General features: G+C 58.3%; 19 protein-coding genes. 12 read left to right on the top strand and 7 right to left on the bottom strand.

The window, feature by feature from the left end; genetic code table 11:
* Position 1: 1 nt before the first annotated feature.
* From IEX74_RS20120 to IEX74_RS20075, 10 genes are all read left to right on the top strand, one after another.
* The gene (locus IEX74_RS20120; protein WP_188815835.1) at positions 2–463 is read left to right on the top strand and encodes a GPW/gp25 family protein; all 462 of its coding nucleotides are present in this window, start codon (positions 2–4) and stop codon (positions 461–463) included.
* Between the two features lie 20 nt (positions 464–483).
* Complete coding sequence (locus IEX74_RS20115) at positions 484–3603, top strand: baseplate J/gp47 family protein (protein WP_188815834.1); 3120 nt, start codon at positions 484–486, stop codon at positions 3601–3603.
* Positions 3600–6299, top strand: a complete 2700-nt coding sequence (locus IEX74_RS20110; protein ID WP_188815833.1) for a baseplate wedge protein — start codon at positions 3600–3602, stop codon at positions 6297–6299. Before IEX74_RS20115 ends, IEX74_RS20110 begins: the two co-directional genes overlap by 4 nt.
* 199 nt (positions 6300–6498) lie before the next feature.
* The gene (locus IEX74_RS20105; RefSeq protein ID WP_188815832.1) at positions 6499–9522 is read left to right on the top strand and encodes a PKD domain-containing protein; all 3024 of its coding nucleotides are present in this window, start codon (positions 6499–6501) and stop codon (positions 9520–9522) included.
* 25 nt (positions 9523–9547) lie between these two features.
* Positions 9548–10930 carry a contractile injection system tape measure protein gene (locus tag IEX74_RS20100; RefSeq protein WP_188815831.1) on the top strand — a complete coding sequence of 461 codons (1383 nt, stop codon included), beginning with the start codon at positions 9548–9550 and terminating at the stop codon, positions 10928–10930.
* An 11-nt stretch (positions 10931–10941) separates the two neighbouring features.
* A complete protein-coding gene (locus IEX74_RS20095) occupies positions 10942–14325 on the top strand; it encodes an eCIS core domain-containing protein (protein WP_188815830.1) in 3384 nt (1127 codons plus the stop codon).
* 39 nt (positions 14326–14364) lie between these two features.
* Positions 14365–15687 carry an ATP-binding protein gene (locus IEX74_RS20090; protein ID WP_188815829.1) on the top strand — a complete coding sequence of 441 codons (1323 nt, stop codon included), beginning with the start codon at positions 14365–14367 and terminating at the stop codon, positions 15685–15687.
* Positions 15688–15900: 213 nt separating this feature from the next.
* A complete protein-coding gene (locus IEX74_RS20085; RefSeq protein ID WP_188815828.1) occupies positions 15901–16389 on the top strand; it encodes an ankyrin repeat domain-containing protein in 489 nt (162 codons plus the stop codon).
* A gap of 72 nt (positions 16390–16461) precedes the next feature.
* A complete protein-coding gene (locus IEX74_RS20080) occupies positions 16462–16926 on the top strand; it encodes a hypothetical protein (RefSeq protein ID WP_188815827.1) in 465 nt (154 codons plus the stop codon).
* A gap of 126 nt (positions 16927–17052) precedes the next feature.
* Complete coding sequence (locus IEX74_RS20075; RefSeq protein WP_188815826.1) at positions 17053–18372, top strand: family 1 glycosylhydrolase; 1320 nt, start codon at positions 17053–17055, stop codon at positions 18370–18372.
* A 142-nt stretch (positions 18373–18514) separates the two neighbouring features.
* On the opposite strand, the gene IEX74_RS20070 is transcribed toward IEX74_RS20075, so the two are convergent.
* Together IEX74_RS20070 and IEX74_RS20065 are read right to left on the bottom strand one after the other, a co-directional pair.
* Positions 18515–19375, bottom strand: coding sequence for a hypothetical protein (locus tag IEX74_RS20070; RefSeq protein ID WP_188815825.1), 861 nt, complete (start codon positions 19373–19375; stop codon positions 18515–18517).
* 44 nt (positions 19376–19419) lie between these two features.
* Positions 19420–19866 carry an ABA4-like family protein gene (locus IEX74_RS20065; protein WP_188815824.1) on the bottom strand — a complete coding sequence of 149 codons (447 nt, stop codon included), beginning with the start codon at positions 19864–19866 and terminating at the stop codon, positions 19420–19422.
* Between the two features lie 63 nt (positions 19867–19929).
* Here IEX74_RS20065 and IEX74_RS20060 point away from each other — a divergent pair, with 63 nt between their 5' ends.
* The gene (locus IEX74_RS20060; protein WP_188815823.1) at positions 19930–20766 is read left to right on the top strand and encodes a hypothetical protein; all 837 of its coding nucleotides are present in this window, start codon (positions 19930–19932) and stop codon (positions 20764–20766) included.
* 66 nt (positions 20767–20832) lie between these two features.
* Here the strand turns inward: IEX74_RS20060 and IEX74_RS20055 are convergent, their stop codons facing one another.
* Positions 20833–21975: an AMP-binding protein gene (locus IEX74_RS20055; protein ID WP_188815822.1), complete on the bottom strand. Its 1143-nt coding sequence runs from the start codon at positions 21973–21975 to the stop codon at positions 20833–20835.
* 168 nt (positions 21976–22143) lie between these two features.
* Between IEX74_RS20055 and IEX74_RS20050 the strand changes: the two genes are divergently transcribed.
* Complete coding sequence (locus IEX74_RS20050; RefSeq protein WP_188815821.1) at positions 22144–22341, top strand: hypothetical protein; 198 nt, start codon at positions 22144–22146, stop codon at positions 22339–22341.
* 363 nt (positions 22342–22704) lie between these two features.
* On the opposite strand, the gene IEX74_RS20045 is transcribed toward IEX74_RS20050, so the two are convergent.
* From IEX74_RS20045 to IEX74_RS20030, 4 genes are all read right to left on the bottom strand, one after another.
* Positions 22705–23127 (bottom strand): hypothetical protein, encoded by a 423-nt coding sequence (locus IEX74_RS20045; RefSeq protein WP_188815820.1) that lies wholly within the window; start codon positions 23125–23127, stop codon positions 22705–22707.
* 187 nt (positions 23128–23314) lie between these two features.
* A complete protein-coding gene (locus IEX74_RS20040) occupies positions 23315–24868 on the bottom strand; it encodes a lipase maturation factor family protein (RefSeq protein ID WP_188815819.1) in 1554 nt (517 codons plus the stop codon).
* A gap of 260 nt (positions 24869–25128) precedes the next feature.
* Complete coding sequence (locus IEX74_RS20035; RefSeq protein ID WP_188815818.1) at positions 25129–25683, bottom strand: hypothetical protein; 555 nt, start codon at positions 25681–25683, stop codon at positions 25129–25131.
* A gap of 294 nt (positions 25684–25977) precedes the next feature.
* Complete coding sequence (locus IEX74_RS20030) at positions 25978–26346, bottom strand: hypothetical protein (RefSeq protein WP_188815817.1); 369 nt, start codon at positions 26344–26346, stop codon at positions 25978–25980.
* Positions 26347–26455: the final 109 nt, after the last annotated feature.

Below are 26455 nucleotides of genomic sequence, written 5' to 3'. Positions count from 1 at the left end.
TATGGCAAACCTCGAAGCGAATTTCCTAGGTCGGGGCTGGAGCTTTCCACCCACGTTCAATCCCAATCTGCACCCGAAAGGCGTGGAGATGACGACGGGACTGGAAGACATTGAGCGGAGCTTGCAAATCCTATTGACGACGCGCCTGAATGAGCGCATCCTAGCCCCCGATTTCGGCTGCGACCTGCAAGATGCCGTGTTTCAGCCCCTGGATACGACCCTAGAAACCCGCCTCAAAGACCTCGTGAGCACGGCCATTCTGTACTACGAGGCGCGCATTGATCTGCTGAACGTGACGGCCACCGAACCCCCGCAACAACCTGGCTTGCTGCTGATTGAAGTCGAGTTCAAAGTGCGCGCCACGAACGCTCGGCACAACTTCGTCTACCCATTTTATAAGCAAGAAGGCACCGAACTCGCCCTCTCCAACGCTGGCCCTACGGCGACCCCTGTAGTCCGCTAACCTGACCCGTTTTCCGCCTCATGTCAACCAATTGCCCCGATACGAACCCGCTGCAACGGGAGGGCCTAAGCCAGCCACAACGCCGCCTTGCGGCGCTGCAACCGGCGTATGTCAGCCTCGACGAACGCTCGCTGGAGGACTTGTTGCAGTTTGCGAAGGCGTATGCGAAGGAGGCCAAAGTGCGGCTTTTTGACTTAGCGGGCACTCCGGACAATGGCGAAGCGTGGCGGGAGCTGATGAACTTCGAGAACTACGTGCAGCCCGCCGAGCTGGACAGCCGGAGCGACATCGAGCCGCATTTTGCGCTGTTTCTGACGTTCTTACAACTGTTTGGACACGCGCAGCAGCACCTCAACTCGCTCACCAAGCGCCACCTCGATTTCTACTACAAAGAGGTCTTGCAGCTCACCAACCAAGCACCCGTGCCCGACCGCGTGCACGTGGTGTTTGAGCTAGCCAAGAACGTGGCGGAGCAAATCGTGCCGGTCCAAACCGAGCTGGATGCCGGCCGCGACCCAAAGAAGCAGCCGCTGCTCTACGAGAGCACCGAAAACCGCACGGTCAATCAGGCCAAAATTGCTCACCTGCGCACCCTCTACGTGCACAGCGACCAGACGATTTACTACGCCCCCGCCGCCAACACCCAAGACGGCATTGCCAAGCCTCTCGACAAAGACGACCCCACTTGGAACGCCTTCGGGCCGAAGCGCAAGCCGCTCGTCAGCTGCGAGCCGTCCACGCCCGAAACCATTAATCTGCCGGAGGCGCAGCTAGGTTTTGCGCTGGCTTCGTCGATTTTACTATTGGCGGAAGGCGAGCGGACGATTACGGTAAAGCTAGCTTTAGCCCAGGCCGCGAGCTTACCCGCGGGAATCAAGTTGCGGACGCAACTGAGCGGGGCCAAAGCCTGGATTGAGGCTGGTGAGGTAGAACTGAAGAAAACCGGTAACGACCTCACGTTCACCGTCACGCTGCCCACCACCGAGAAGCAGGCCGTGGTGGCGTACAATGCGGCCTTGCTCGATGGCGGCTACGTCACGACGGCGCCGGTGCTGCGCTGCTACCTCAGCTGCTCCGCTGACTACGCCGCGCTACGGAACTTGACGCTGCAATCGGCTAAGATTGACGTGAGCGTGACGGGCTTAAAAAAGACCTTAGCGCTTGAAAACGACCTAGGTAGCGTCAATCCCGAAAAGCCGTTCATGCCCTTCGGTCCGACGCCGGTAGTCGGCTCGACGCTGTACGTGGGTAGCCCGGAAGCGGTAGCTAAGCCCTTAACTTCGGTGACGGTACACTTGCCCGAGTGGATCGGTAAACCTAGCTCTTGGAGCTCGTACTACAGCGCCTACGGCGGCAGCTACACGAATCAGTCGAATTGCACAGCTACGGCCACGCTGCAAAACAACAGCCTAACCGGCAGCCGCACGGCGGCGCTATTCAGCGCGTTTTCGAGCTTAAGTGTGCCAGACACCACGACCACGACTAGCGTGGGTTCGTCGTATCTGACAGGCTATTCGGGGTTCAGTCTCTACAAAGACTACGTGTTTTCGGGCGGCATCTTTCAGGCCGCGTCGCCGCAATTTTACCTTGCCAACAATCTTGCGCTGAGCGAGACTTCCGTCAGTGATAGTCTGCTGAAGATCAAGCTCAATCGCAGCTTCGGGCACAGGGCGTACCCGAAAAAGCTCACCCAAGCTATTCTCGCTGACCCGAAAGGCGACATTCCGAACCCGCCCTACACGCCAATGGTGAAGGAGCTGACGCTTGATTACCTAGCTTCCACCGGGGTCGTGCCGCTCACCTCCAAGAGTGCCGCTGACTTTACTGGCCGCGACCTTCAGCTATTTCATAACACGCCGTTTGGGCAAGCCGAGGAACACGCTTTCCTCAAGCAGAACCTAGCTTTTCTGGATAACACCTCGAAGAACAACGCCTTTCTGCTGCCCCAGTTAGCGCTAGGCGGTACGTTCCTCGTTGGTTTGCAGAACATTGGCGCTCTGGAAAGTGTCACCGTGCTCTTCCAAGTTGCCGAAGGCAGCGCCAACCCCGAGCGCGCCGTGGCAACAGTGAGTTGGAGCGTGCTGAGCCAGAATCAGTGGCGCCGCCTCACGGAAGAAGAGGTGCTGAGCGACGCCACCAATCACCTGCTGACTTCGGGCATCATCCAGTTTTACCTGCCTCCCGAAATCCGCGCCGACAACACGCTGCTCGAACCTGGCCTGGTCTGGCTCAAAGCCGAACTGCTGACCGCCGCCGGCAGCCCCGCGCCCATCGACAGCGTGAGCAACCTCGTGGCCCTGCACCCGCAAGCGAGCCTCGCCATCTTCCACGACCACGCCAACGACCCGAGCCACTACGACGCGGCACTGCCCGCTGACACCATCAGCAAAACGCGCCAGAGCCTGGCCGGGCTGAAGGCGGTGCACCAGCCGTACGCCTCGTTCGGTGGGCGCCCCGCTGAGCCGGATGCGGCCTTTTACACCCGCGTGAGCGAGCGGCTGCGACACAAGCAGCGCACCGTCACGATCTGGGACTACGAACACTTGATTTTGCAGTCCTTCCCCGGCGTGTATAAGGTGAAATGCCTGAATCACAGTCGGCTGGATGCTAGCTTTAAGCTGCACGAGCTAGCGCCAGGCTACGTGACGGTGGTGGTCGTGCCGGATCTGCGCATTGCGCATGCTATCAATCCGCTGGAGCCGAAAGTGGACCTGAATACGCTGGCGGCTATCCAGGATTTCTTACAGCATCATGCTGGTAAACTCGTTGGTATTCAAGTAGTCAACCCGGCTTATGAACGGGTGAAGCTGCACTTCAAAGTGGAGTTTCTGCGCGGCTATGCTTTTGCTACTTACCGCAAAAAGCTGCAACGAGATTTGCTCGCTTACCTCTCGCCCTGGGCCTTTGACACCAGCGCCGAAATTCCCTTTGGCGGCACGCTGACCAAGAGCGCGGTCATCAACTACATCGAGCGGCTGCACTACGTCGATTTTGTCACCGACCTGACCATGCAGCACTTCACCACCAACCCCACGGTGCGCGATGATAATGAGGTGATTACCGCCTCCGACGCCCGGGCGGTGCTCGTGTCCTGTAGCCAGCACGATATCCAACTCTTCACCGAGCCCTGCACGTCATGAGCGAAAGCATCACCATATCGACCGCGCCGCCGGAGTGGAAGGCCTCGGACTGGGAAGCGCTGCGCGAGGCGGGGCTAGCCTACATCGAGCAGTACGCCCACGCGCTCTGGACCGACTACAACCGCCATGACCCCGGCATCACCACGCTGGAGCTGCTGTGCTACGCCATTACCGACCTGAGCCAGCGTACGGCGCTCGATATCAAGAACTTGCTGGCTTCCTCCTACGGTAGCTCGGCCCAGATGCAAGCTAGCTTCCCGACGGTAGCGAAGGTGCTGCCCACGTGCCCCGTGTCGGAGCTGGACTACCGCAAGCTGCTGATCGATTTGAAAGGCGTGCGCAATGCCTGGCTGACGAAAGCCGCGCCGGCCCAAACCATTTATGTCAACGCAAAAGAGCCTGACCCGCACAAGCGCCTGAGTCGCACCCCGGTGCCGGGCAGTTCGCTTTCCTTCGATCTGAATGGATTGTACGACTTGAAGATTGACCTAGACCCGTACTTCATTGCGGCGAAAGTAGCTGCTGAAGTAGCAGCCGGCCACGCTGTCGATGAGGCGGCGGTCCGCAAAGCGGTGCTGGAGAAAGTCCGCAAAACGTACGTGGCGCACCGCAACTTGTGCGAAGACTACGTGCTGATTACGGAAGTGCCGGTGCAGAAAATCATGTTCTGCGCCGACATCGACCTAGCTCCTGAAGCCAACGTGAGCGAAGTCTACGCGCGGATTCTGCTGGCCGTGAACCAGTACCTAGCTCCGCCCGTGAAGCGCTACTCCCTGGCTGAAATGCAAGCCAAAACGGACGCCGACGGCAACCCGCTCACAATTGATCAGATCTTCGAAGGGCCGCTGCTAGAACACGGATTTATCCGGGATGAAGAACTGGAAGCTAGTGAACTGCGCCGCGTAGTGTACACCTCCGACCTCATCAACCTCATTATGGGGATAGAAGGGGTGAAAGGGCTGAAGAAGGTGCAGCTGAATGAGTTGATCGAAGAAGTGGACAAGCCTTGTTCGGAGTGGAAAACCAAGAATGCCGTGGGGCACCGGTGGTGCTTGCCGGTACGCGAAGGGTATCAGCCGCAGCTCTGTATGGAGCGAGTCGCCCTAGCTTTCTACAAAGACATTATTCCGGTCGGGAGCTTGGCGGATAAGAAGAAGGCGCTGCAAAAGCTCGCTGAGCTAGAGCAAGCCGCTTACCAAGCCAACCAAAAGCAGGTGAACGACTTGCCTGTGCCGGCCGGCGCCGTGTACGCCTTAAACGAGTACCGCTCCGTAGCCAATGACTTCCCGCAGAACTACGGCATCGGCCCCTACGGCTTGCCCGACTCAGCCTCGGTAGAGCGCCACAGCCAGGCCAAGCAGCTGAAGGCGTACCTGCTGTTTTTTGACCAAATATTAACCAACTACCTAGCTCAGCTGGCGAACCTGAAGAACTTCTTCGGGACGGATACTAAGATGCTGCAAACCTATTTCGGCCAAGTAGTTAGCACCCGAGACATGGTGGGCGTGGACGAGCTGTATGTGAACTATACCGATCTGCCCAACACGCTTGATGATGTGCTGGCCGAGCAGGAAGGTTACCGCGAAAACCCAGAACGCAAGAACCGTTTCCTGGATCATCTGCTGGCTAGGTTTGCCGAGAATTTCAATGAGTACGCGCTGCTCATGCACAGCCTGTACGGTGAGCGAAGCGGGCAGGAAACAGCTCAAGACAAAGCCGCGCTGCTCGAGGATTACCCCAACTTTTGCAGCGCCCGCGCCTACAACTACTGCGAGCCTGCCTGGGAAACCGACAACGTGGCCGGCGCTACGCGCCGCATTGCTAGGTTGGCAGGTATGCGCGACTTTCAAGCGCACGCCGCGGCCGCTCTCACGGTGCTGGAAGCAGTACCCGACACCACTGATCCAACGCAGTTTCGCTTCCAATTGCACGCGCCGGCATCGAGTGCGCCAAGCAAGGTCTATCTGGTTTCAGAGGAAGTGTTTGCCAGTAAAAAGCTAGCCGATAAGGCCATGCGTAAGGCCTTCAGCCCGGTGCCACGGCGGGAGCAGTTCTTGGTGGAAGGTGGTTCGGTGTGGCCCAACAACTACCTGCTGCGCGGCCTAGATGGTAACATCATTGCCGAGTGCCCACGTGTGTTCGTTGATGCCGAGGAAGCGTGGGCCGACATAGACGAAGCATTGGACGCGCTGGTGTACGGCGGCGAAGCGCTGTTTCTGATCGAGCACCTGCTGCTGCGCCCCGACCCGCTGAACCTAGCTGAAAGCTGGATGTCGGTGTGTGCGGAGCCTGATGGTACTTTTTGTGAACCACTCGACCCCTACAGCTTCCGCGTGAGCGTGATATTACCGGGCTATACGACCCGCTTCCGCAACGTGGACTACCGGCGCTACCTCGAAAAGATGATTCGGCTGGAACTGCCGGCGCACGTACTGGCCCGTATCTGCTGGGTGAGTCGGGAACACCTAGCCGAGTTCGAGCAGAAGCTACAGCAGTGGCTCGCACAGAAGGCTGCGGCCTGTGGCGTGAAGGACAACGCCGCTTACGCCACAGCTCTGAATGAGCTGATTAACATTCTAGAAAAGCTACACACCATTTATCCGCCCGGCGTGCTGCACAACTGCGACAATGCCGACGAGGAAAACCCCATCGTGCTGGGTCGCAGCACCCTAGGGTCAGTTGAAGAGGAAAAATGAACAGAGAATAAAATAAGAACGTCATGCTGAGCTTGCCGAAGCATCTCTACCGCAATAGTAATCCTGACGTGAGAGCGAAGCGGTAAAGATGCTTTGGTAAGCTCAGCATGACAGACGATTATAGCATGATAGCCGGCTTGGTTGCTTAGGTCTAAAACCTAGCTAACTATCTGCATTCCACCTCCAGCATTTCACCACCATGTTGAATCCATACCTATCCACCCTGCCCGCGCCTTTTGACCCGAGCAACTACGGGCTGACCGTGTTTCAGCCCGACATGGTGCTGACGGCCGACCAGCTCAACAAGCTCTTTGGCTTCTTGCTAGGCCAGGAGCAGCAAACCCGCACGCGGCTGATTGGGGTGGGCGTGGTGTGCGGCTTGCAAGCGGGGCTAGGGCAGGGGCGAGCGGGTGGCGTGACCGTGTCGGCGGGCTGCGGGGTGACGACGGAAGGCGACTTGCTCAGCATCGAAGCTAACACAACCTACACCCGCTTCGCACCTTATGACCTAAGCGCGCACCCCGTGTACGCGCCCTTTCAGGTAGTGCGCGGACTACAGCTCTGGGAAATCTTTCCGGAGTCAAAAGCTAGCCCGACACGTCCCGAGCCGGACACGAGCCCCTTAACCCAACTCGACCTAGCCGACAAAGTCGTGCTGCTGTACTTGGAAAGCGCCGTGAAAGCCGCCGACGAATGCACCGGCGTGGCCTGCGACAACAAAGGCGACGCCTACAACAACCGCCTGCATGTGCTGCTAGTGCGCCAAACCGATGCCGATGCCCTCATCGCCGCCGAGTACCGCGAGTTGGCGGCTGCCTACACGCGCCTGCCAGTGGTGGCTATGCCCCGCGTGCGCCTCGATGATCGGGGGTATGGGCCGTCGTTGCAGCGCTTCCAGAACTTCCTGAGTCGGGCGGCTACCACGTTTGGCAATGAGCTGAAGCAAGCGTATCAGTTGATCAAAGACGTGAGCGGTATTACCTCGCCGGCCGCATGGATCAAGCTGTTGCTCAGCAAAGTAAATAGTGTCAGCGAGGATGCGCGCAGCCAGTACGTGTACGACTGGCTCAAGGACCTACACGACGCGTATGAGGAGTTTCGGCAGGCTACGCGGCACTGGCTGGTGCTGTGCATGCCGCCCGAAACGGCTTTCCCCAAGCACCTGTTGCTAGGTGAGCTGGTGCTAGCTCCCAGCTTGTGTAAGCCGCAGTACCGGCACGCGTTCCGGCCTTCGCCCGCCGTGACGGAGGAGAAGGAAGCGCGCGAACGAGCCCTGGCTTTTTACCAGCGTATCGGCCAGCTGATTGAGAATTTTGAAGTGCCCGCCACGCGCACCACGCAGGCTTCGTTGAACGTGGCAGGCGCCCGCGCTGCGGTTTTTGCCACGCCGGCCCTCGGCATCACGCCCGATCAGTACCGCGCCGCGTTTATTGACAGGCGGGCTATGCCGTTCTACTACAAGCCCGAAACACGCACGTCTTGGAGCTACGCGCTAGCTAGGGTGTGCCGCACGCCGTGGGTGGCCTCGTATCATGCGCCGCTGGCTGGGGCGCCGCCGGAGGTGGTGCAGCCGTTTCGCTTTGGCATTGAGACTGTTCCGTTTTATCGGATTGAGGGTTTTCTCGAGGCGGGCTTGGTGCCAACCTTAACCAAGCTGCTGACCCTGCGGCAAGAGTACAACCTAGCTTTCGACGTGCTGGCCCTACGCGCCGACGCCAATCAGCGCTTGATAACCTTCGGTGAAACCTTCGACTTCGCCGACTTGCAAGCCGATTTCGACGATTTGCTGGCGCAGATTCATTGCCTGGAGAAAGAACTAAAAACGGCCGCACCTATTGCCTCGTTGAGTGTGGTGCTTCAGCTGCCGGAAGCTGCTTTCGCCAAAACGCTGGAGCCTTACAAGCGCATTCTGCTGACGATGAACAAGCAACAGCCACCGGCGCAGTGTATTCTGGATAAACTGCCGCTGCTGCAAAACCTGAATGCCGCTTACCACCGGCGGGGCACAGCCTTTGAAGATGCCCTGACGTTTGGGCCCTTTCTGCGCGCTAATCCGGGGCTGGAACACGGGGCCGGCGTGCCGCGGGGCGGCACGTTCGTGCTGGTCTACAAAGACAACGTCGGCAACGTACGAGGCGGCTCGCCGGCCGTAGTAGCCGATTTTTATCTTCCTTATATGCGGCCCGCCCGTGGCAACGGCGTGCAGTTTGTGCTACCCCAGCCGCCGCCCGGCATTGCGCTGCCCAAAACCGTCTTTTGCCTGAACGAAGAACCTAGCCTTATCGAAGTGGCGCCCCCCGGCGGCTCTTTCGATGACGCGCTGGTGACGCAAAAAGGCAGCAGCTTCTTCTTCAACCCTACGGTCGTCGGCACACACACACTGAAGTATCAAGCAACTGATAGTCAGACGGTTTCTATCGATGTGGAGGTGTTGCCGCTGCCGATACCTAGGTTCCGCTTTAGCGCACCGGCGCGGGCTGAAGTCGGGACCATTGCCTTCAATAACCTCAGCTCCGACGCCACGGAAGTAACCTGGGATTTTGGTGACGGCTCACCCACGGAAACCATCACGCTCAGCGACACCATTAATGGCAACACCCAGCACGTTTATCAGCTCAAGGAAGATGGCTCGGGCGAGTTCAACGCGACGCTGACGGCTTCCAACGGTGGCTGCAAAGCTAGGTCGGAGCCGCAAACCGTGACCTTCACGGCGCGACCCGTTATCAGGCTGGAGCTGAAGTCGCCGGTGATGTGCATGGGCGCCGACAACCAGGTGGCGGCGGACCCAAGAGGTGGGGAGTTTTCGTCGAAAACCTTGCAGGTCAGTGGCGAAGGGCAGTTCACGGCCACGCAGGAGGGCAAGCACACCATCACCTATAAGCTCGAGGGGGCCACCGCCAGCATCGATGTTTTTGTGCTGCCGGGCAGCTTCACCATCGAAAACACGCGCCTCAACCCCGACCAGCGCACCGTGCATTTCGAAGCCAACATCCTGACCCCGCCCGACGGCATTGCTTACGAATGGACGTTCAACAACAAGCCCATTACGCCCGCCGCAGTAGCCAAAATCGACAAGAACCGCAGTCGTTTCTCCTTCGACGCCGAAATAGCGCCCGTTTTCAGCACCAACATTCCGGTCGGCAATGGCCTGCTGGTGCTCACCATGAGGCAAGGCGAGGCAGCCCTTTGCGGGCCTGTTCGGGGGCAAGTGCAGGTAGGATAAGGTCAAAACAGATCAGCAAAAACGTATGTCTTCCACCAGTCCGCATATCATCTACCGCCTGGCCTTGCGCCTGCACCTCGTGGGCGCAGCGGATGGCCGTGCGGTGCAGCAGCGGGCCGAGCAGGAGCTGCAAAGCCGGCGTTTGCTGAATGCGCTTGACGAGGTGCTGTCGGAGGTAGGCCGGCCGGGCGAGTGGGTGGAGCTGGACCGGCTGGAAGTGGACCTAGGTACGCTGCAAAGCGCCGTGATGGAGCGCCAGCTCGCCGACCGCTTGCCCGCGCTGCTCCGCCTGAAGCTCCGGGAAGCTATTGCCGACGCCCGGTTGCAGGGCACGGCAGTTTGGACGGCGCAGATGAATGATTTTGAGCAGCTTATCTATTTTCTGACTAACGGCGTGCTGCCGTCTTCCGCCGCCGGGCTGCCTTCTATGCGGCAGTGGGAGCCGCAGCTCGTGGCGCTGGTGGGTGCGCTCAGCCCGGCGCAACAAGCTAGCTTACAGCAGACGCTCACGCTCCCAAGAGCCCGGCAGCGCCTGATCAATCAGTTTTCAGTTTTGCTGTGGCTGGCTATTGGAGCGGCCCTGGGAGCAGCGCCCCAGCTCCGACAGCTGGCAGAGCAGCTGCTGCAACTGCGGCAGCTGCCCTACGAAGACGCCGCGGAGCCGCTTGACAGCCTCATCTGGGAGCGGATTATACAACGGCTCAGCCATTCGGTGCCCATCGATTGGTCCGCGCTGCTAACCCAGCTGGCCGCCGTAAACGATGCTGCCGAATCCCGCAATCTGGACGCGGCCCGCAGCCTGCTGGCGGAGGTATTAGCGCCTGAAAACCTAGGAGATGCAAAGGCGGCTGCCACCGCACCACGCCGCGCCGCCAGTCCGGAAGACGCCTTATCCGACGCGGTGCAGTTCGTGGAGAATGCCGGCGTGGTGCTGCTGCATCCGTTTTTAGCAGCCTGTTTCGCAGCCTGTGGGTGGCTGGCAGACGATGAGTTTCGCAGCAAAACCGCGCAGATGCAGGCCGTGCGCCTCGTCCATTTTCTGGCTACTGGCAACAGTCAGGCCGCTGAGTATGAGCTGTTATTGCCCAAGCTGCTCTGCGGCGTGCCGGCGGCTGCGCCCCAGAACGCCCGCGTGCGGCTGCCCAGGCAGGCGCGGGAAGAAGGCACGGAACTGCTGAAGGCCGCCATCAACCATTGGCCGGCCCTGAAGAATACGTCGCCGACGGGGCTGCGTGAGGGCTTTTTGCAGCGCGAAGGCAAATTGGAGCACGCCCCCGACGGCAGCTGGACCCTCACCGTCGAGCAGAAAGCCCAGGACGTGCTCCTCGACCAGCTGCCTTATGGTTGGGGCCTGGGCGTGGTGCAACTGCCTTGGATGCCGAAGCGGCTGATGGTCAGCTGGGGCTAAACCGAACAGCCATGAGCAGCGCCTCGAAGCAACTCCAGCCGGCCCCCGCAGCAAAAGCGACGAATGCCGCCCCGGCCGCTACGCCGTTTTTTGCCCCAAGCGGCGGCGCAACGCTCCGGCGGCAGGCCACGGAAACGCCCTTTTTCAAGCCCTTTGTACAGCCAAAGCTAGCCGTCGGGCGCGCCGATGACGCCCACGAGCGCGAAGCCGAAGCCACCGCCGACCGCGTGATGCGCATGCCGCTGAACGGTGGCGCTAATGCGCGGACGCAAGCCCGACCTAGGTTGCAAGCCAAGGCCGAGGAAAAAGAGATTCGCCGGAAAGGCGAGGCCACTGCGCCGACTCCACCTAGGTCGTTTGAAACGCAGCTCGCGGCCAGCCAATCGGGAGGGCAGCCGCTCAGCCCCGTGGTGCGCCAGCAGCTGGAGCCGCGCTTCGGCGCCGACTTCTCGGCGGTGCGGGTGCACACCGATGCCCCGGCCGTGCAGATGAGCCAGCAGATTGGTGCTCAAGCTTTCACGTATCAGAATCACGTTTATTTCAATGCCGGCAAGTACGACACCGGCAGCTCCGGCGGCCAGCACCTGCTCGCCCACGAGCTTACGCACGTCGTGCAGCAGGGCGCGGCCGTGCAGCGGCAGGCTAGCTCGCCGGCCGTGTCGACGGCAGCGCCCGGTGTGCAGCGCCTGTTCGGCATCGATGTGGCGGGCCGCATCGATGGCTGGCTGGCGGCGCTGCCCGGCTGGCGCCTGCTCACGGTGCTGATCGGCTACAACCCCGTGCTGCAACGCAACGTGCCGCGCACCACCGCCAACCTCATCGAAGGCTTCCTGACCCTGGGTGGGCCCATCGGCTTGCTGCTGTTCAACAAGCTCCGCGATGAAGGCATCATCGCCCGCGCTGCCGACTGGATTGATGCGCAGGTGGCGTCACTCGGCATCTCGCTTTCCTATGTGCAGGGCCTGTTCAGTCAGGCGTGGGATGAAATGGGCATCAGCCTGGGTATCGACGGCAACATTGCCGTGGCGCATCGCGTGTTTGGGCCGCCGTTCAGCCGGATCACGGCGTTTGTGGGGCGCGTGGTGGCGCAGGTCGTCACGTTCCTGAAGGAAACCATCGTACGGCCCCTGAGCAACCGCGCGCGGCAGATGCGCGGCTTCCCGCTGCTCACCGTCATTATCGGCAAAGACCCGTTCACCGACGAAGTAGTGGACCGCAGCCCCGTCAACCTCGTGCGCGGCTTTATGAGCCTGATGGACAACGGCGAGGAACGCTTCCGGCACATGCAGGAATCGGGTGCCTTGCAACGCGCCTTCGATTGGTTTAATCAGGAAACCAGTAGCCGCAACCTGACCTGGGAGCGAATAAAAGGCACGTTCACGGCCGTGTGGGATACGCTCACGCCTGATGCCGTGCTGCACCCCCTGGAAACCATCGGCCGCATCGTGGGCCTGTTCACCGGCCTGGCCGCCGACATCCTAGGTTTCGCGGGCTCGGCTCTGATCAAGATGCTGGAACTCATCTTCGAGGCCGTGATGGGTGCCGGTGGGGCCAGGGTGCTGGCTATCTTGAAACGCTCCCGCAACACGTTCCTGGTCATCATCCGCGACCCGGTGCGGTTCGTGGGCAACCTCGTGCGGGCGGGGGTGCAGGGTTTTCGGCAATTTATGGGCAACGCCCTCACGCACTTGCAGCGCGGCGTAGTCGGCTGGCTGCTCGGGGCGCTGGAAGGTGCTGGCTTGCAGCTGCCGCGCGAGTTCAACCTGCAAGGCATCTTGTCGTTGGTGCTCCAGATCCTAGGTCTGACCTACCAGAACATCCGGGCCAAGCTGGTGCGCGCCACCAGCGAGCAGTTTGTGAGCCGGCTGGAACAGGTGTTTGATTTCCTGCGCATTCTCATCACCCAAGGACCCGCCGCAGCCTGGCAGAAAATCCTGGAATACCTGGGCAATCTGCGCGATATGGTGCTCGACGGCATTATCGGCTGGGTGCGCCAAACGGTTGTTGGCCAAGCTATTATCCGCATTGCCTCCATGCTGAACCCGGCCGGCGCGGTTATCCAGGCCATCATTGCCACTTATAATACGGTGATGTTCTTCATGGAGCGCATCAACCAGATCGGGGCCGTGGTCGAATCGTACGTCAACTCCATTGCCGCCATTGCGGCCGGCAACATCGGGGCGGCGGCCACGCGCGTCGAAGAAACAATGGGCCGCATGGTGCCCGTGATTATCAGCTTCTTAGCTAGGTTGCTGGGCCTAGGTGGCATTTCCAACACCATCCGCAACACCATTGCCCGCGTGCGGCAGCCCGTTGATCGGGCCCTGGATCGGGTGGTAACCTGGGTAGTGGCGCAGGGACGCAGATTGGTGGGCAGCGTAGCCGGCGGCAACACGCCGGGCGAGCGGGTCGATAATGCGCTGGCCGCGGCCGTGCCGATTGTAAACCGCTTTGCAGGCCGACCAGTCGCCAGTGCCGTGCTGATGCCGTTGCTAGCCGCAATTAAGTTGCGTTACCAACTAAGCTTATTGGAAGTAGTGCCCACCACCGAAGGCGTGTGGGCGGTGAAAGCCGCTGCCAGTCCGCCCAAGCAGCAGAACACGCAGGCGCAGGTGCAGGGTGCCGCGGGCGCGACGGCAACTGGGGTTGCTGTGCCCGTGGGGTCGTGGGTGGAGATTATCGCGACCAGCGCATTAGAGCAAGTAACTAATAGCAAAGCAATGGCTATCCGAAATCCGACAACAGGAGTAGAGCGGCTGGTAAACTTCACCACAGCTACCGCTAACGATGGAGTGAATACCTTGAAATATTCCAAAGAAGGAACCGTGTGGCGGCGTAGTGCCGCTTCCTTCAAGCACCCATCGAAGTACGTAGTACCGGTTGGAGGCGCAAAGTTCGAGCTGAAGCCTGCTTATCAGGGCAGCAGCAACATTCGCCCTTGGTTCTATCCAAGCATGAGCACACTGTACGCATCGCGACGCGACCCATTGCTGAATGGTAAATTCTTAGCAAGCGGCTTCACGGTTATTACCCCTGGTCCGCCCGTGCCCGAAGTAAGCGGTACAATCACGGGCAAGCTTGCCGATCCGCTAAAGCCAGCCGAACGCTTCATTAGTGAAGCAGCACACAGTGAGGAAAGATGGCATCCGAAGATTATCATCAACGGGCAAACCTATGCTTCCGTGCCCAAACGAGGGTCGGTCGACCATTTCCCCGATTCAATGGTATCGCACTGGAATAACGATGGGCGGCATCAAACACAGAACGAGCGTAAAAGCTGGTTCGACTCGGCAGCTGTGCGGCTCATTTCCGTTGAGCTGAATAGTAGCTTAGGTAACAAGGAGCCAGCGTACAAACCAGAAGTAGGGCAAAAGTTTAAAGGGAAAGATGAGTGAAAAGCGGAGTAAGCACCGACCGATTATCCGTCCAGCGGTATGACTGACCTGACCAAAACCTTCGAGTATCTGCATCAGCTGCTCGCCTGGCGACTAAGCCTTTTGGTGAACCCCGCAAACTCATCGCTGAATCGGCCCACGCCGCCGCTCTACGAAGCGGCTGCGGATGCGCCATTTGCTCAGTTCCTGGTGCAAACTCAGCCCAATGAGGAGGAGTTGGTTTATCTGAGCATGGCCCTGGTGCCGCATCTTCAACCCAGCTTCTTTGATGAGTTAATTGGGGAATATGCCCCGAACAGAGGCGAACTTCCTGAGTTTGGAGGTGTGCGGGGCACGAATCATCGTGGCCTCCTGCCTACAGGCGAAACCGTATTATTCGTGCTGGCCGGTACCAGCCTGACGCAGCGGCAACGCCTCTTGCCTTTGTTTAGCTCAGATCATCCGTTTGCTTATCATAAGATGCTCACCTTGGGAGAGGTGCCTGTCGGCGAGCCGCGCCTGAGCGGCCGGCTGATCCTCGACCCCGAGTACGTGGAGCTGTTCACCACCGGCCATGTTTCCACGCCGGCGCTCAGCCCTGGTTTTCCGGCCCAGCACTTACGCACCGAGCTGGCCTGGAGCGACCTAGTGCTGCCGCCCGGCACCCTGGCCCAGATCCGCGACCTGGAAAATTGGGTACACCACAACGAAACTCTGCGCGGCGAGTGGGGGCTAGGTGCCCGCCTGAAGCCCGGCTACCGGGCGCTATTCTACGGCCCGCCCGGCACCGGCAAAACCATGACCGCCAGCTTGCTAGGTAAGCACACGAGCCGCGACGTGTTCCGCATCGACCTCTCGCTGGTGGTGTCGAAGTACATCGGCGAGACGGAGAAGAACCTAGGTGGCTTGTTTGATAAAGCGCAGTCGAAGAACTGGATTCTGTTCTTTGATGAAGCCGATGCCTTGTTCAGCAAGCGCACCGACACCCGCGACGCCCACGACCGCTACGCCAATCAGGAAGTGGCCTTTCTGCTGCAAAAGATCGAAGAGTTTGACGGCCTCGTGATTCTCGCCTCCAACCTGAAAAGCAACCTCGACCCGGCCTTTGCTCGGCGCTTTCAGGCCATGATTCACTTCCCCATGCCCACGGCGGCCGAGCGGCTGGCGCTCTGGCAGAAAACCCTGCCGCCCAACGTGCCGCTCGCCGCCGATGTGGCCCTGGAAACGCTAGCCGCCCGCTACGAACTGTCGGGCGCGGCTATTCTGAACATCGTGCAGTTTGTAGCGCTGCGGGCGTTGGCGCGGCAGGCGCAGCTACTCACGCTCGAAGACGTGATGGACGGCATTCGCCTGGAATACCAAAAGGAAGGCAAGCTGCTGTAGTACGATGTAGCGCGAAGCTCCCGCTTCGCGTATCGTTGCACGAAATCGTTAGCTAAACCTAGGTTGTGCAGGCACAAGTCGTTCAACGATACGCGAAGCGGGAGCTTCGCGCTACATCGTGCTACATTGCTTGGCTGAATTGCCGGAACAAAGCCCGTCAATTTTGTTCTTGTTGCGTAATTGTATCAGAACCCCGAACCCCCGAACTCCAACATGTCTTTTTATTCCGCCCGACCTGAAGATCTGCTTTTTGACGCGGCCCGCAAGGGCGATGTGGCGTACCTCCAACACCTGCTCGAAGGCGGCATTGACGTGAACGTGCAGGATGGCCGCGGCTTCACCGCCCTGATTTTAGCCAGCTACGATGGCCACCTGGAAGCCACCAGGCTCCTGCTGGAAGCCGGCGCCGATCCTAAAATTCAGGATGTTAGCGGCAACTCTGCGCTGATGGGCATCTCTTTCAAAGGCTACCCCGAAATCGCTCAGCTGCTGATTCAGCACGGGGCCGACCTGAACGCCCGCAACGGCAACGACGGCACGGCCCTCATGTTTGCTACCCTGTTTGGGCGCAACAACCTGGTCAAGATCCTGGTCGAGGCTGGCGCCGACCAGACCCTGCGCGACCGGCGCGGCCTTTCTGCCCACGACCTAGCTATTCAGCAAGGCAACGAAGAAGCGTTGCAGTATCTTCAGGCAGAGTAACTGTCTGTAAGTAGGTTACTTACCTAGGTGCTTTGCCTCGTTTTTATTCCTTCACCTTCACCTCTGTCTGCTATGAAATCAACGTATCCGGCGCCGCGCGGCAACGTGCTCCTGCTCAGCTGCATGGACCTGCGCCTACTCGACGACATCGTGCGGTTTATGGACCGCGACAACCTCAACAACCGCTACGACCAGTTCATTCTGGCGGGCGCAGCCTTGGGTACGGACGTGAATGGACACTGGAACGACGCCTTCTTTGATCACCTGAAAGTGGCTTGTAAGCTACACAATATCAAGGATGTGTACATTATGGAGCACCGTAACTGCGGCGCTTACCGGGAGTTTTTAGGCGACGCCGGCGACTTCGACGATACCGACACGCGCCAGCACGACGAGCGCGAAGATCACCTGAAATACGCGCTCAAGCTGAAGGGAAAGATTCTGGCCTGGAGCACTGAAAACGACTACCCCCTGCAAGTGCGGTGCTTCCTGATGGATCTGCGCGGGCAGGTGGAGCTGCTGGAGCCCGCTGCCTAGCTTTAGGTACCTAGGTGCCGCTTCATGTTCGCTTAATCTAGGCTTCCTGCCTAGCCCGAAAAGAATACGAAGGTCGTTGCTGTGCTTGCTCGGCAACGGCCTTTTTCGTTTCCCTAATCGCCCCTTATGGTACCCCACTTCATCTTCGCCACCGGCATCGAAAACAGTTATCCAACCATTCAGGGCGGGAAAGTCCGGATGGATGAAATGGAGAAATGCGGCCACTACAGCTACTGGAAGCGCGATTTTGACCTGGTACAGGAGCTAGGTATCAGCTTCTTACGCTACGGGCCGCCCATTCATACCACCTGGCTGGGGCCGGGTCACTACGACTGGTCGTTTGCTGATGAAACCTTCCAGGACCTGCGCCGGCGCGACATTGTGCCCATCGTGGACTTGTGCCACTTCGGGGTGCCCGACTGGCTGGGTAATTTCCAGAACCCGGATTTTCCGGCGCTGTTTGCCCGCTACGCCCGCGATTTTGCCAAGCGTTTTCCGTGGGTGCAGCTCTACACGCCCGTGAATGAGATGTACATCTGCGCCGAGTTTTCGGCTCTGTTTGGCTGGTGGAACGAGCAGCTGACGAGTGACAAGGCGTTCGTCACGGCCCTCAAGTATATCGTGAAGGCCAATGTGCTGGCGATGCAGGCCATTGCCGGGGTGCGCCCCGATGCGCTGTTTGTCCAAAGCGAGTCGTCGGAGTACTTCCACGCCGAAAACCCCGCCGCCATCAAGCCCGCCGAGCTGATGAACGCCAAGCGGTTTCTGTCGCTCGATCTGAACTACGGCCGCCGCGTGGATTCGGAGATGTACGAATACCTGATGGACAACGGCATGACCCGCCGGGAATATCACTTCTTCCTGGAAAACAAGATGAAGCACCAGTGCATCATGGGCAATGACTACTACAAAACCAACGAGCACCGCGTGTCGGCCGACGGCAGCACCCGCGCGGCAGGCGAAATATTTGGCTACCATGTTATTACCAGCCAGTACCACGACCGCTACCGGCTGCCGGTGATGCACACCGAAACCAACCTCTGGCAGGGCCCCTGCGGCGACGAGGCCGTAAACTGGCTCTGGAAGGAGTGGGCCAACGTGCTGCGCGTGCGCAACGACGGCGTGCCCATTATCGGCTTCACCTGGTATTCGCTCACCGACCAGATGGACTGGGACACCGCCCTGCGGGAAAATAATAACAACGTGAACCCCCTAGGTCTCTACGACTTAGATCGGAATATCCGGCCCGTCGGGGAGGCCTACAAGCAGCTCATAGCTGATTGGGGTCAGGTGCTGCCCGCCCAAAGCGTGTGCCTGCAAGTGCCCATCGTGCTGCCCAGCGAAACCGACGAGCCCTGGGCCCAAAAGCAGCGGGAACAAGCTCGGCGCATCCGCACGAATCGCTCTACGGCTGACGCTAATACCGCGTCGGCAGCCTCCGTGTAGTGGTGAGATGGTGAAGTGGTGAGATGGTGATTTTTATAGATAATATTTTGATTAAGAAAGGCATAAATTGCTCACTGCTCACTGCTCACTGCTCACTGCTCACCACCTCACCACCTCACCACCTCACCACGTAGAGCGTTGGCTAACGTGCCCACAGCGGAATGCCTTGCAAGGCTTCCCAGAAGATAAAACCAGTCAGGGCGGCATACGTCAGGGCAAAAAGCCAGGTGCCCGCTACAGCACGGCGCGGCAGGTAGCGCCCGAGGAGCCAGCCAGCCAACGGCACCAATTGCAACGCGTGCAGCCCCAGGAAGTGCGCGATGCGCAGGTCGCCGGCGCGGGTGCTCCAACCTAGGCCCAGCAGGCCGGGGCCGCCGTCGGGCGTCCCGACGGTGTGCGCATTCTGGTGAATCATCATGCCGCCCATTGCGCTGCCAACCAGAAACAGCAGCACGCCTAGCCGCACGCCCCACACGTAAGCCACTGAACCGTGTGGCCGGTGCCGCCATACCAGAAATAAAGTCCAGATAATCAGGGCAGTATTCAGCATGATAAAGATGCCCATCAAACCAAATAGCAGCGCATTGAGCGGTGAGCTGATGTTATAGTGCGACGTAGTGCCGCGAACAGCCTGCACGTAGATAGCCGCAATTTCGACCATCAGCGCCGTCGCCACGCCCCAGCTGATGCGGCGCACGGCCCGCTGCGTAGCCGCCGGCAGATCGGCCAGCAGCCAACCTAGGGTCCAGAGGTAGATGGCGCCCGAAATAGCAAACTTCGCCGGCTTGATCCACGCGTTGGTGCCCGTTATTACCCGGTCATCGAAGGGCATGGCCAGCAGCGCAACCACCAACAATGCCACATGCAGCCAGGCTGGCCACGAAAGCACGGGGTTGCAGCGGTGCAGCACTACCAGCCAGCTGCCTAATTGCGCGAACGGAGCCGGCCAAGACTGAACTTGAGCAGAAGCGGAGGAGACAGTAGAAAATGTGAGCGTTTTCATAGGCAGTAGAGAGCGGAGAAAGGAGTGGAAAGGAACACGCAGAATTAATCGGCTGACGTAATCATAGCCGGGTACCAGCGGCGCACGATGTTGTACAGCAAAAAGCCAACGGGGCCGAACAGGAAGGTGAGCAGCAGCGCCGGCACCAGCAGCAGGTGCGGGACCCCGCGGCGTTGGGCGTCGCGGCTGGCCCAGGCGCCCACGGCCAGGTCGAAGCACAGGTAATGCACCCAGCCGGCCAGCAGCGCCCACGGATCATGGAACAGCGCTGCTACTTCCGCCAGTGAGCCAAACCCGCCTGCGTCGGCCTGCCCACCCAGGTAGTGGCTGAGAATGAGAACGGCGTAAACCACGGCCAGTCCCAGCGACCATGCGCCACTGATAATGAGGCGCTGCGTGACGCGCCAGCGCGGCGCAACGATCAGCAGAATCCACCCGAGTAGGGCGGCCTGGCTGGCATACGGAAACAGGCTTGCGGGCGTAAGTGTCATAACAGCAGAAGTTTGTTGCTGCTAAGCTACTCCGGCAACCTAGCTCGGGCACACTAAATCAAGGTGAAACGACACGGCGCAGGGGCGAAGTGCCGACCAGTATCGGGTGAAGCGCTGGGGGTGTTGGTTAACTTGCCGGCGCTGCCGTGCGTATTGCAGTGGCAGTTCCTTTCTATTGCCGTGCGTTATCTGTCGCTCAAATTCGTCCTGCTTGGCTTATTAGCCGGCTCACTCACGGCTACCGCGCAGGTAGCCGATTCGGTGGGACCGGGAGAAGCTCGCCACAACGGTATTGGGGTGCGACAGCGCCACCGCCGGATCGTGGCGCAATTCGATCAACGGTTTTCACCCCTGAACAGAAAGCTGGTCGGTATCAACGGATTCAAGCTAGGAGTAGAGTGGCGCGGCCGCCTGCGCGCCGGCCTTGGGGCATATTTGCTCAGCGGCGGCGTGCCCATCAGTGGTACCGTGCCGCTTGCTTTGCCGCCCGGAACGCAAGCGGAGCTGCGGTTTCGCTACGTGGCGGCGTATGGCGAATACGTGCTGATCGGCACGCCGCGTTGGGAGCTGAGCACGCCCACGCAGTTTGGCTTCGGGAGGGTGTTTGCCCGCTACCGTCTGCCCGATGGTAGTCAGCAGCAGTCCGCCATTGATCATATCTGGCTGGTTGAGCCATCGTTGGCCGGGCATATGCGCGTTTTCCGCTGGATAGGCGTTGGGGCCGGGGTCGGCTACCGTCAGATGCTTTTCCTGAATGGCAGCGAGGAGCGGGAGCTGAGCGGCTTTATCGTGCTGGGCCGGGTGAAGCTCTTCCTTGGCGACCTCTACAAGATTGCGCGCGGCCGGGAGCGGCTGCTGTCGCAGAAAGGCCTGCACCGCCGCAACTGGCGCGAGCGGTAGCGCTTTGGCTTCTGTTGCTCCGCCAGCAAGGCCGCACGATGATCGGCAACGAGCAGTAACCTAACCCTAGCTTTCCCGCGTCTTGTCGGGCTGCGATGCACCAGCCAAGGTGCGAATAGTTGTCAGCCGGTCGATCTTCCCGGAAGCCGTGGCCTGAAACTGCGGCACGTAGACGAAGGCGCGGGGGCGTTCGTAGCGGTCAAGTCGCTCAGCAAGTAGCTGTTGTAATGGCTGGTGCTCGGCTTCCGTCAGCGGCTCGCCTTCCAGAAAAGCGGTTACCTGCTCTCCCAAACGCTCATCGGCCCGGCCCGCCACGAAGGCCCGCCGGTTTGGCAAACCTAGCTCGGCCAGCGCTACTTCCAGCACTTGCTCCACTTTCTCGGCCTGCACCTTCACGCCACCCGAGTTAATCACGAAGTCGGCCCGGCCCAGCCACTCGAAAGTGTGCTCATCCACGAGGCGCACCCGGTCGTTGGTCGTAATCAGCTGGTCGTCCGTTACATCGGCGCGCACGGTAAGGCAGCCCCGCTCGTCCTGCGCCACCCGGATGCCGGGCAGCACCCGGTAATAAGGCGACGCCTCAGGCCCATTGATGCGGCGCAAGGCAATATGCGAGGCCGTTTCGGTCATGCCGTAGGTATGGTAAATCGGCACCGTGAGCTGTTGCAGCGCCTTTTCGAGCGTGCTTTCCACCGTGGCGCCCCCAACCAGAATGGCCTTCATTTGGTTGAGGCGCGGCGCGTAGCCGCGGTCCAGGAGCGTGCGCAGCTGCAAGGGCACAAATGAGGCAAAGTCAAACGCTGCCTCAGGCTCCACCAGCACCAGCGGGTTGGCATTCGGCTCCACGATGGTCAGGTGCATGTTCTGCTCCAGACCGCGCACCAGCATCATCAGGCCGCCCACCGTCTCGCAGTTCAGGCACACCAGCTCCCGGTCGCCGACCCCCAAACCTAGGTATTCGCAGGTGCGGCGCGCACTGGCTTCCAGCTGCCGCCGCCGCATCCGGATAAGCTGGGGCGTGCCCGTGGAGCCGGAGGTGCGCAGCTCAAACGCCAGGGCCCCGTTCAGCCACTCACGGCAGAAATCCAGCACCTTCGCCTCGTAGCCATTCAGGTCGGCCGGGGCGTCGAGCGGGTATTGTTGCAGGTCGGCGTAGCGGAATAGGCGGCCGTTGAGCACCAGAGAATCGGGCAGGAGGGGAGCAGGCATAAGCAGGACGGATGAGGAGGTAAATACGCGGCAATACAACCATAAGATTAGCTAATCTTCCCGCCTTGCCGTTAAGTTCAGCAAACGTTTGCATGAATTTAAAACGTTTGCGCTTGACTTTTTGAAACCAAATACTGTACATTAGGCCAGGATTAAATCACATTCGCCATGAATACTGCCAAGCAACTCCAAGCCGAATCAGTAGCGTCTGCTTCTGTTACTTCTTCATCTAAGCCAGCCGTTCTCTCGCAGGAAGCGGCGCAAAAAGCCCAGGCCAAAGCCTTGAAGAAGTGGCGCAAGAACGAACGGCTCCGATTCTTCTTTGGCTGGTGCTCCGGCTGTCAGGCCTACGGTTCCATTTTCTAGTACTAGCTCTTACCCGCAAAACCCACCCAGAGAAGCCCTGCTGCCAAGCGGGGCTTTTTGTTTTGCAGCGGTTGGTAGGAACGCGCCACGGCGCGTTCGTCGTTGAACGATGCCGCTTAGTACCTTCTGTGGGCACGTCGTCCGGACGAGAACGCGCCGTGGCGCGTTCCTACAGCCGCCTTTTTTAAGCCAGCTTACTACCAGCACGTCATGCTGAGCCTGTCGAAGCATCTCGCGTACAATGCTTGCTCCAATCGTTAAGGTTTACCATTGCACGCGAGATTCCTCCCGCTAGTCGGAATGACGTTCAACGTCAGCACGCGAGATTCCTCGTGCCTCGGAATGACGTTTAACGAGTTCTACTTACCGCAGCAGCCAGCGGCGGTATTTTTGCTCCGTCGGCACTGTCAGGAGGCAAAGGGCAAGCAGGAGCACGCCAAAAAATAGCGCATCCGGCCAGTTTCGACTGGTGTGATAGATCATCAGCGGCGGCAAACCTAGGATACCTAAAAAGCTGTTGCGCAGAATGATGCCGCTCAAATACAGCTTTCGATTTTGCTCCTCCGGCCGCCGAAGATTGGGCCGAATGCGTTTGGAAACCAGATACAGACACGCGCCCACCACAAGCAGCAGCAGGCTCAGGGCCAGAATAGCAGGCGCCGGGGAGGGCGCAGAACCTGTAACCCGCAAGCGGTGGCCCGTTGAAAAAACAAGTAGCACCATCAGCGCGGCCTGCACGGGGAACTGCGCAAAATGGATTCTCCGGATCCGTTGAATGGTGTTCATACTAAGCTGCTCCAGGCGCCAGGCATCATACCTAGGTGCTCAGGAAAGTAACTATTTCCTGGCTCAAAAAGGTGCTGAAATACGTAGCCCTGTAGCGTGGAAATCTGTTTCGCGACGAGTAGCGCAAGTGCCTAGGTATCAGAACTCGCGCTGCTCGTCGCGGAACAGATTTCCGCGCTACACTTCTTCACCGAATCCAGCCAGCGCCTTGCAGGTATTCCACCAGGCGCGGGTCCTGGGCCGATAAGGCCGGAATCCAGAGGCTAATCCGCTCCCGCTCCCACCAACGCCCCTGCGGATTGCCGGGCTTCGCGAAACGGTAGCGGTACAAAACGGCCCGAATGTAGCGCGGCGGCTTGCCAGGGAAAGGGTTATTGGCAAACAGACTTAACGTGCCCGCGTCGTTGTGCAGGAGCTTCCACACGAGGTTCAGCGTCCACGGATATTCATTAACCGACGCCATCGAGGCGAACCACATCTGCCAATCGAGCCGCAGCTGATACGGCGCGACTTGCGGCGACGGTTGGTCGAGCAGCACCGGCAGGCCTTTGTAACGGTAAGGCTGCCAGTGCGCCAGGTCATTGGGGTTCTCGTCCAGGGTGCCTTCAAACACTACATTCAGTCGCTCTTTTCCCACCGAACCAAACGCACCGTAGGTATTCACCAGATCCAGCGGGTCGAAGGACGTGTTCATGATCTGCCCCGGCGACACGATGTTCAGCGCGGGCTGAATGCTGAGAATGGCAATGACGGCCATGACGGCCCAGGCCGTCACCAGCATCGGCTTCGATTCTTCGGCTTGCTCAGCCGCGGCCTGCGCTTTTCGCACGAGCCGATTCGGGAGCAGCCTGGCCCAGAAGCCATCATCCAGACAAGCCAGCGCCGGCACGATGGTCAGCCAGTTCAGAAACGACAAGTTGCCGCTGAGAATGATGTTGAGCTGAAACAAGATCATCACCACGCCCGCAATGTGCCGCGCCAACCTAGGTCCGAAGGCAAACAGCGGCGCCACAATCTCGGCCAGCCAGTTGAACCACACCCCAACCTTCAGCATGATGCGCGGCAGGAAATGAAACCACCGGCTCAGCGGCCCCGGAATAGGTTGTGTTTCAAAATGATAGAAAAGCGCCGTGCTGTTGCGCCATACCTCATCCCCGCGCACCTTAATGAGGCCGGCACCTAGCATAATGCGGAAAGCCAGCCACCGGAATAGCACGATAATGGGCATGGGCGGCGCGTACCGCGGAAAGGGCCGCCCATCGAGCAGCGGGCAGAGGAAAATGGCCAGAAACCCGGTTTCAAGCAGCTGAATCTCCCAGCCGTAGCCGTACCATTCCTGCCCAACGTGCACAAGCGACATGTACAAAAACCAAAGCACCGCCAGCAGCAGCGCATTGGCAAAGCCCGCCGCCACCACGCAGGAAAGTACAAACCCAAGCCAGGCCACCGCCAGCAGCGCCCCATCCGAGTGTCCGAGCCAGAACACCGACGGCAGCCGCAGAAATCCCGCGCCGTCAGAACCTAGGGCGGCGCTCACCTGCTTCAGGAAAATGCCAACCGGCAGCAGCCCGTCGGCGCCGATCAGCGGCACAATCTGGTTCATGGCTACCAAAAAGGCCACCGCGTAGATAGCGCCCAGCAGGCGCAGAAGCACAAAGCGGGTGAGCCAGTAAGTAGGAGGGGCGCCTAGCTTTTGGGCAGTGCCCGGTGATACGCTGTCGGGTTGAGTTGTCACTTCCATTGCTTTTCTGCTAATGGAAGTTTATTACGTGCGTTGCTTTAGTAGTGGCGATTAGCGACGAGATATAATATAGCTGCTCTTAAAGCATAGTTCTGTTCACTCTATTAACGTTTTCGGGCTTTGCGTTCGGGCGGGTTTCGGAGCACAAACTGTCAAGTAAGCACTACACTTAAATAGAAGCACAACGCTCTAAGTTTGCACGTCACCCCGCCTGACGCAAAACCCGTGTTACCACCAGTGCTTCTTGTTTTCATAGTTTTTCAGTCTTTATAAATTGCAAGTCTTATTTGTCTGTATCCGTTGTTGTCGTTTCCAAACATAAATAAATACGCATTCATTCCGTCCGCTCGTTTAAATTTTAAGTCATCTCTAAAAGTCTCCTCCTTAATTTTTCCTTGTTCAATATTTTTTGAGATAGGTTCTCCAAATTCTTTAGTCAGTTTAGATGACAAATTATCAAAATTGTCCTGAAACGCTTTGAACTTTTTTGTATAATTTTCTTCTTTAAAAAAATCAGCATTCTTTTTTTGCAAGTCGTCCCATTGATAAAGGATTACTCTTACTAAACTGTCATTTACGGCATAAAAATATTCAGTTTCAAGTTTGAAATTCGGTCTCTCTTTGATTCCATAAATTTTTGGTGTCGCTAAAATATATTTGTTTTTGTTGGGGTAAATCCCTTCTTCAATTCCTATTAGATGGTCTGGTGTAATGTCTTTTGAGTGCTTTTGTCTTTCTAATTGTATTACCGTTTTAATGTCAAGTTTGCCAAATTCGTTAAACTCTTTGCTTTCAAATATTAGTCTGTTTGTCACACAGGAACTTAATACGAATAAGGTCAATATAACTATGTATTTTGTGTATTTCATTCTTTTCGTTGTCGTCTTAGCATTGGTGGTAACGTTAAAGTGTTTATGAAGTTGTGGTATTTAAAAAACGTCAGTTTCAATTAACCACAAAAGCAAAATAATGCTTAACGTCCCGCCACAATTTTATAAACGCACTGTTAGCGGCTGCCTTGCTCTCTCCCCTCGAAGCCTGACAAGAATAATATTGTTTCTCCTAAGCGGGACGAAACATTTATGAGAAGTTTCTTGACAAAGGTGATACTACCAATTTATCATTTTAATAAACTTATCAAATTTTTCAATTCCCATCTCGCCAGAATAAGTTCTTACAAATTCAGGGTCTTGAAATGGTAAAGCAAAATAATTAAACGTCCAACTGTTCTTGTCCAAATCGTAAGTTATATGTAATGCCTCTTTGCGATAGTCTATTGGATCGTATATGCTCACCACAAGTTTGTCCATTGAAGTTGAACCGAAAAGCCGTTCTGACAAACCTGATTTTCTAATATGCTTTACCAGTTCAATCAGTCTTAAATGCACTCCACTAAAATCCGTTGCAAAACGATTTTCTATATAGTCCCAACTTTGAGCTTTAGCATTCCAAGGATGATATTTATGTTTTGTCCACATAAGGTAGCCGCTAACATCTGTGTTTACGAAGGTTTATGGGTTTACGAAGGTTTGCAAACCTTCGTAAACCCATCTTAAAAGCGAAGTGAACCTTCGTTTACCGTACCAA

It is taken from the genome of Hymenobacter cavernae (assembly GCF_014641455.1).
Classification (GTDB): Bacteria; Bacteroidota; Bacteroidia; order Cytophagales; family Hymenobacteraceae; genus Hymenobacter; species Hymenobacter cavernae.
The sequence above is the reverse complement of the archived record's forward strand: the minus strand, read 5'-3'. Positions and strand labels throughout refer to the sequence as shown.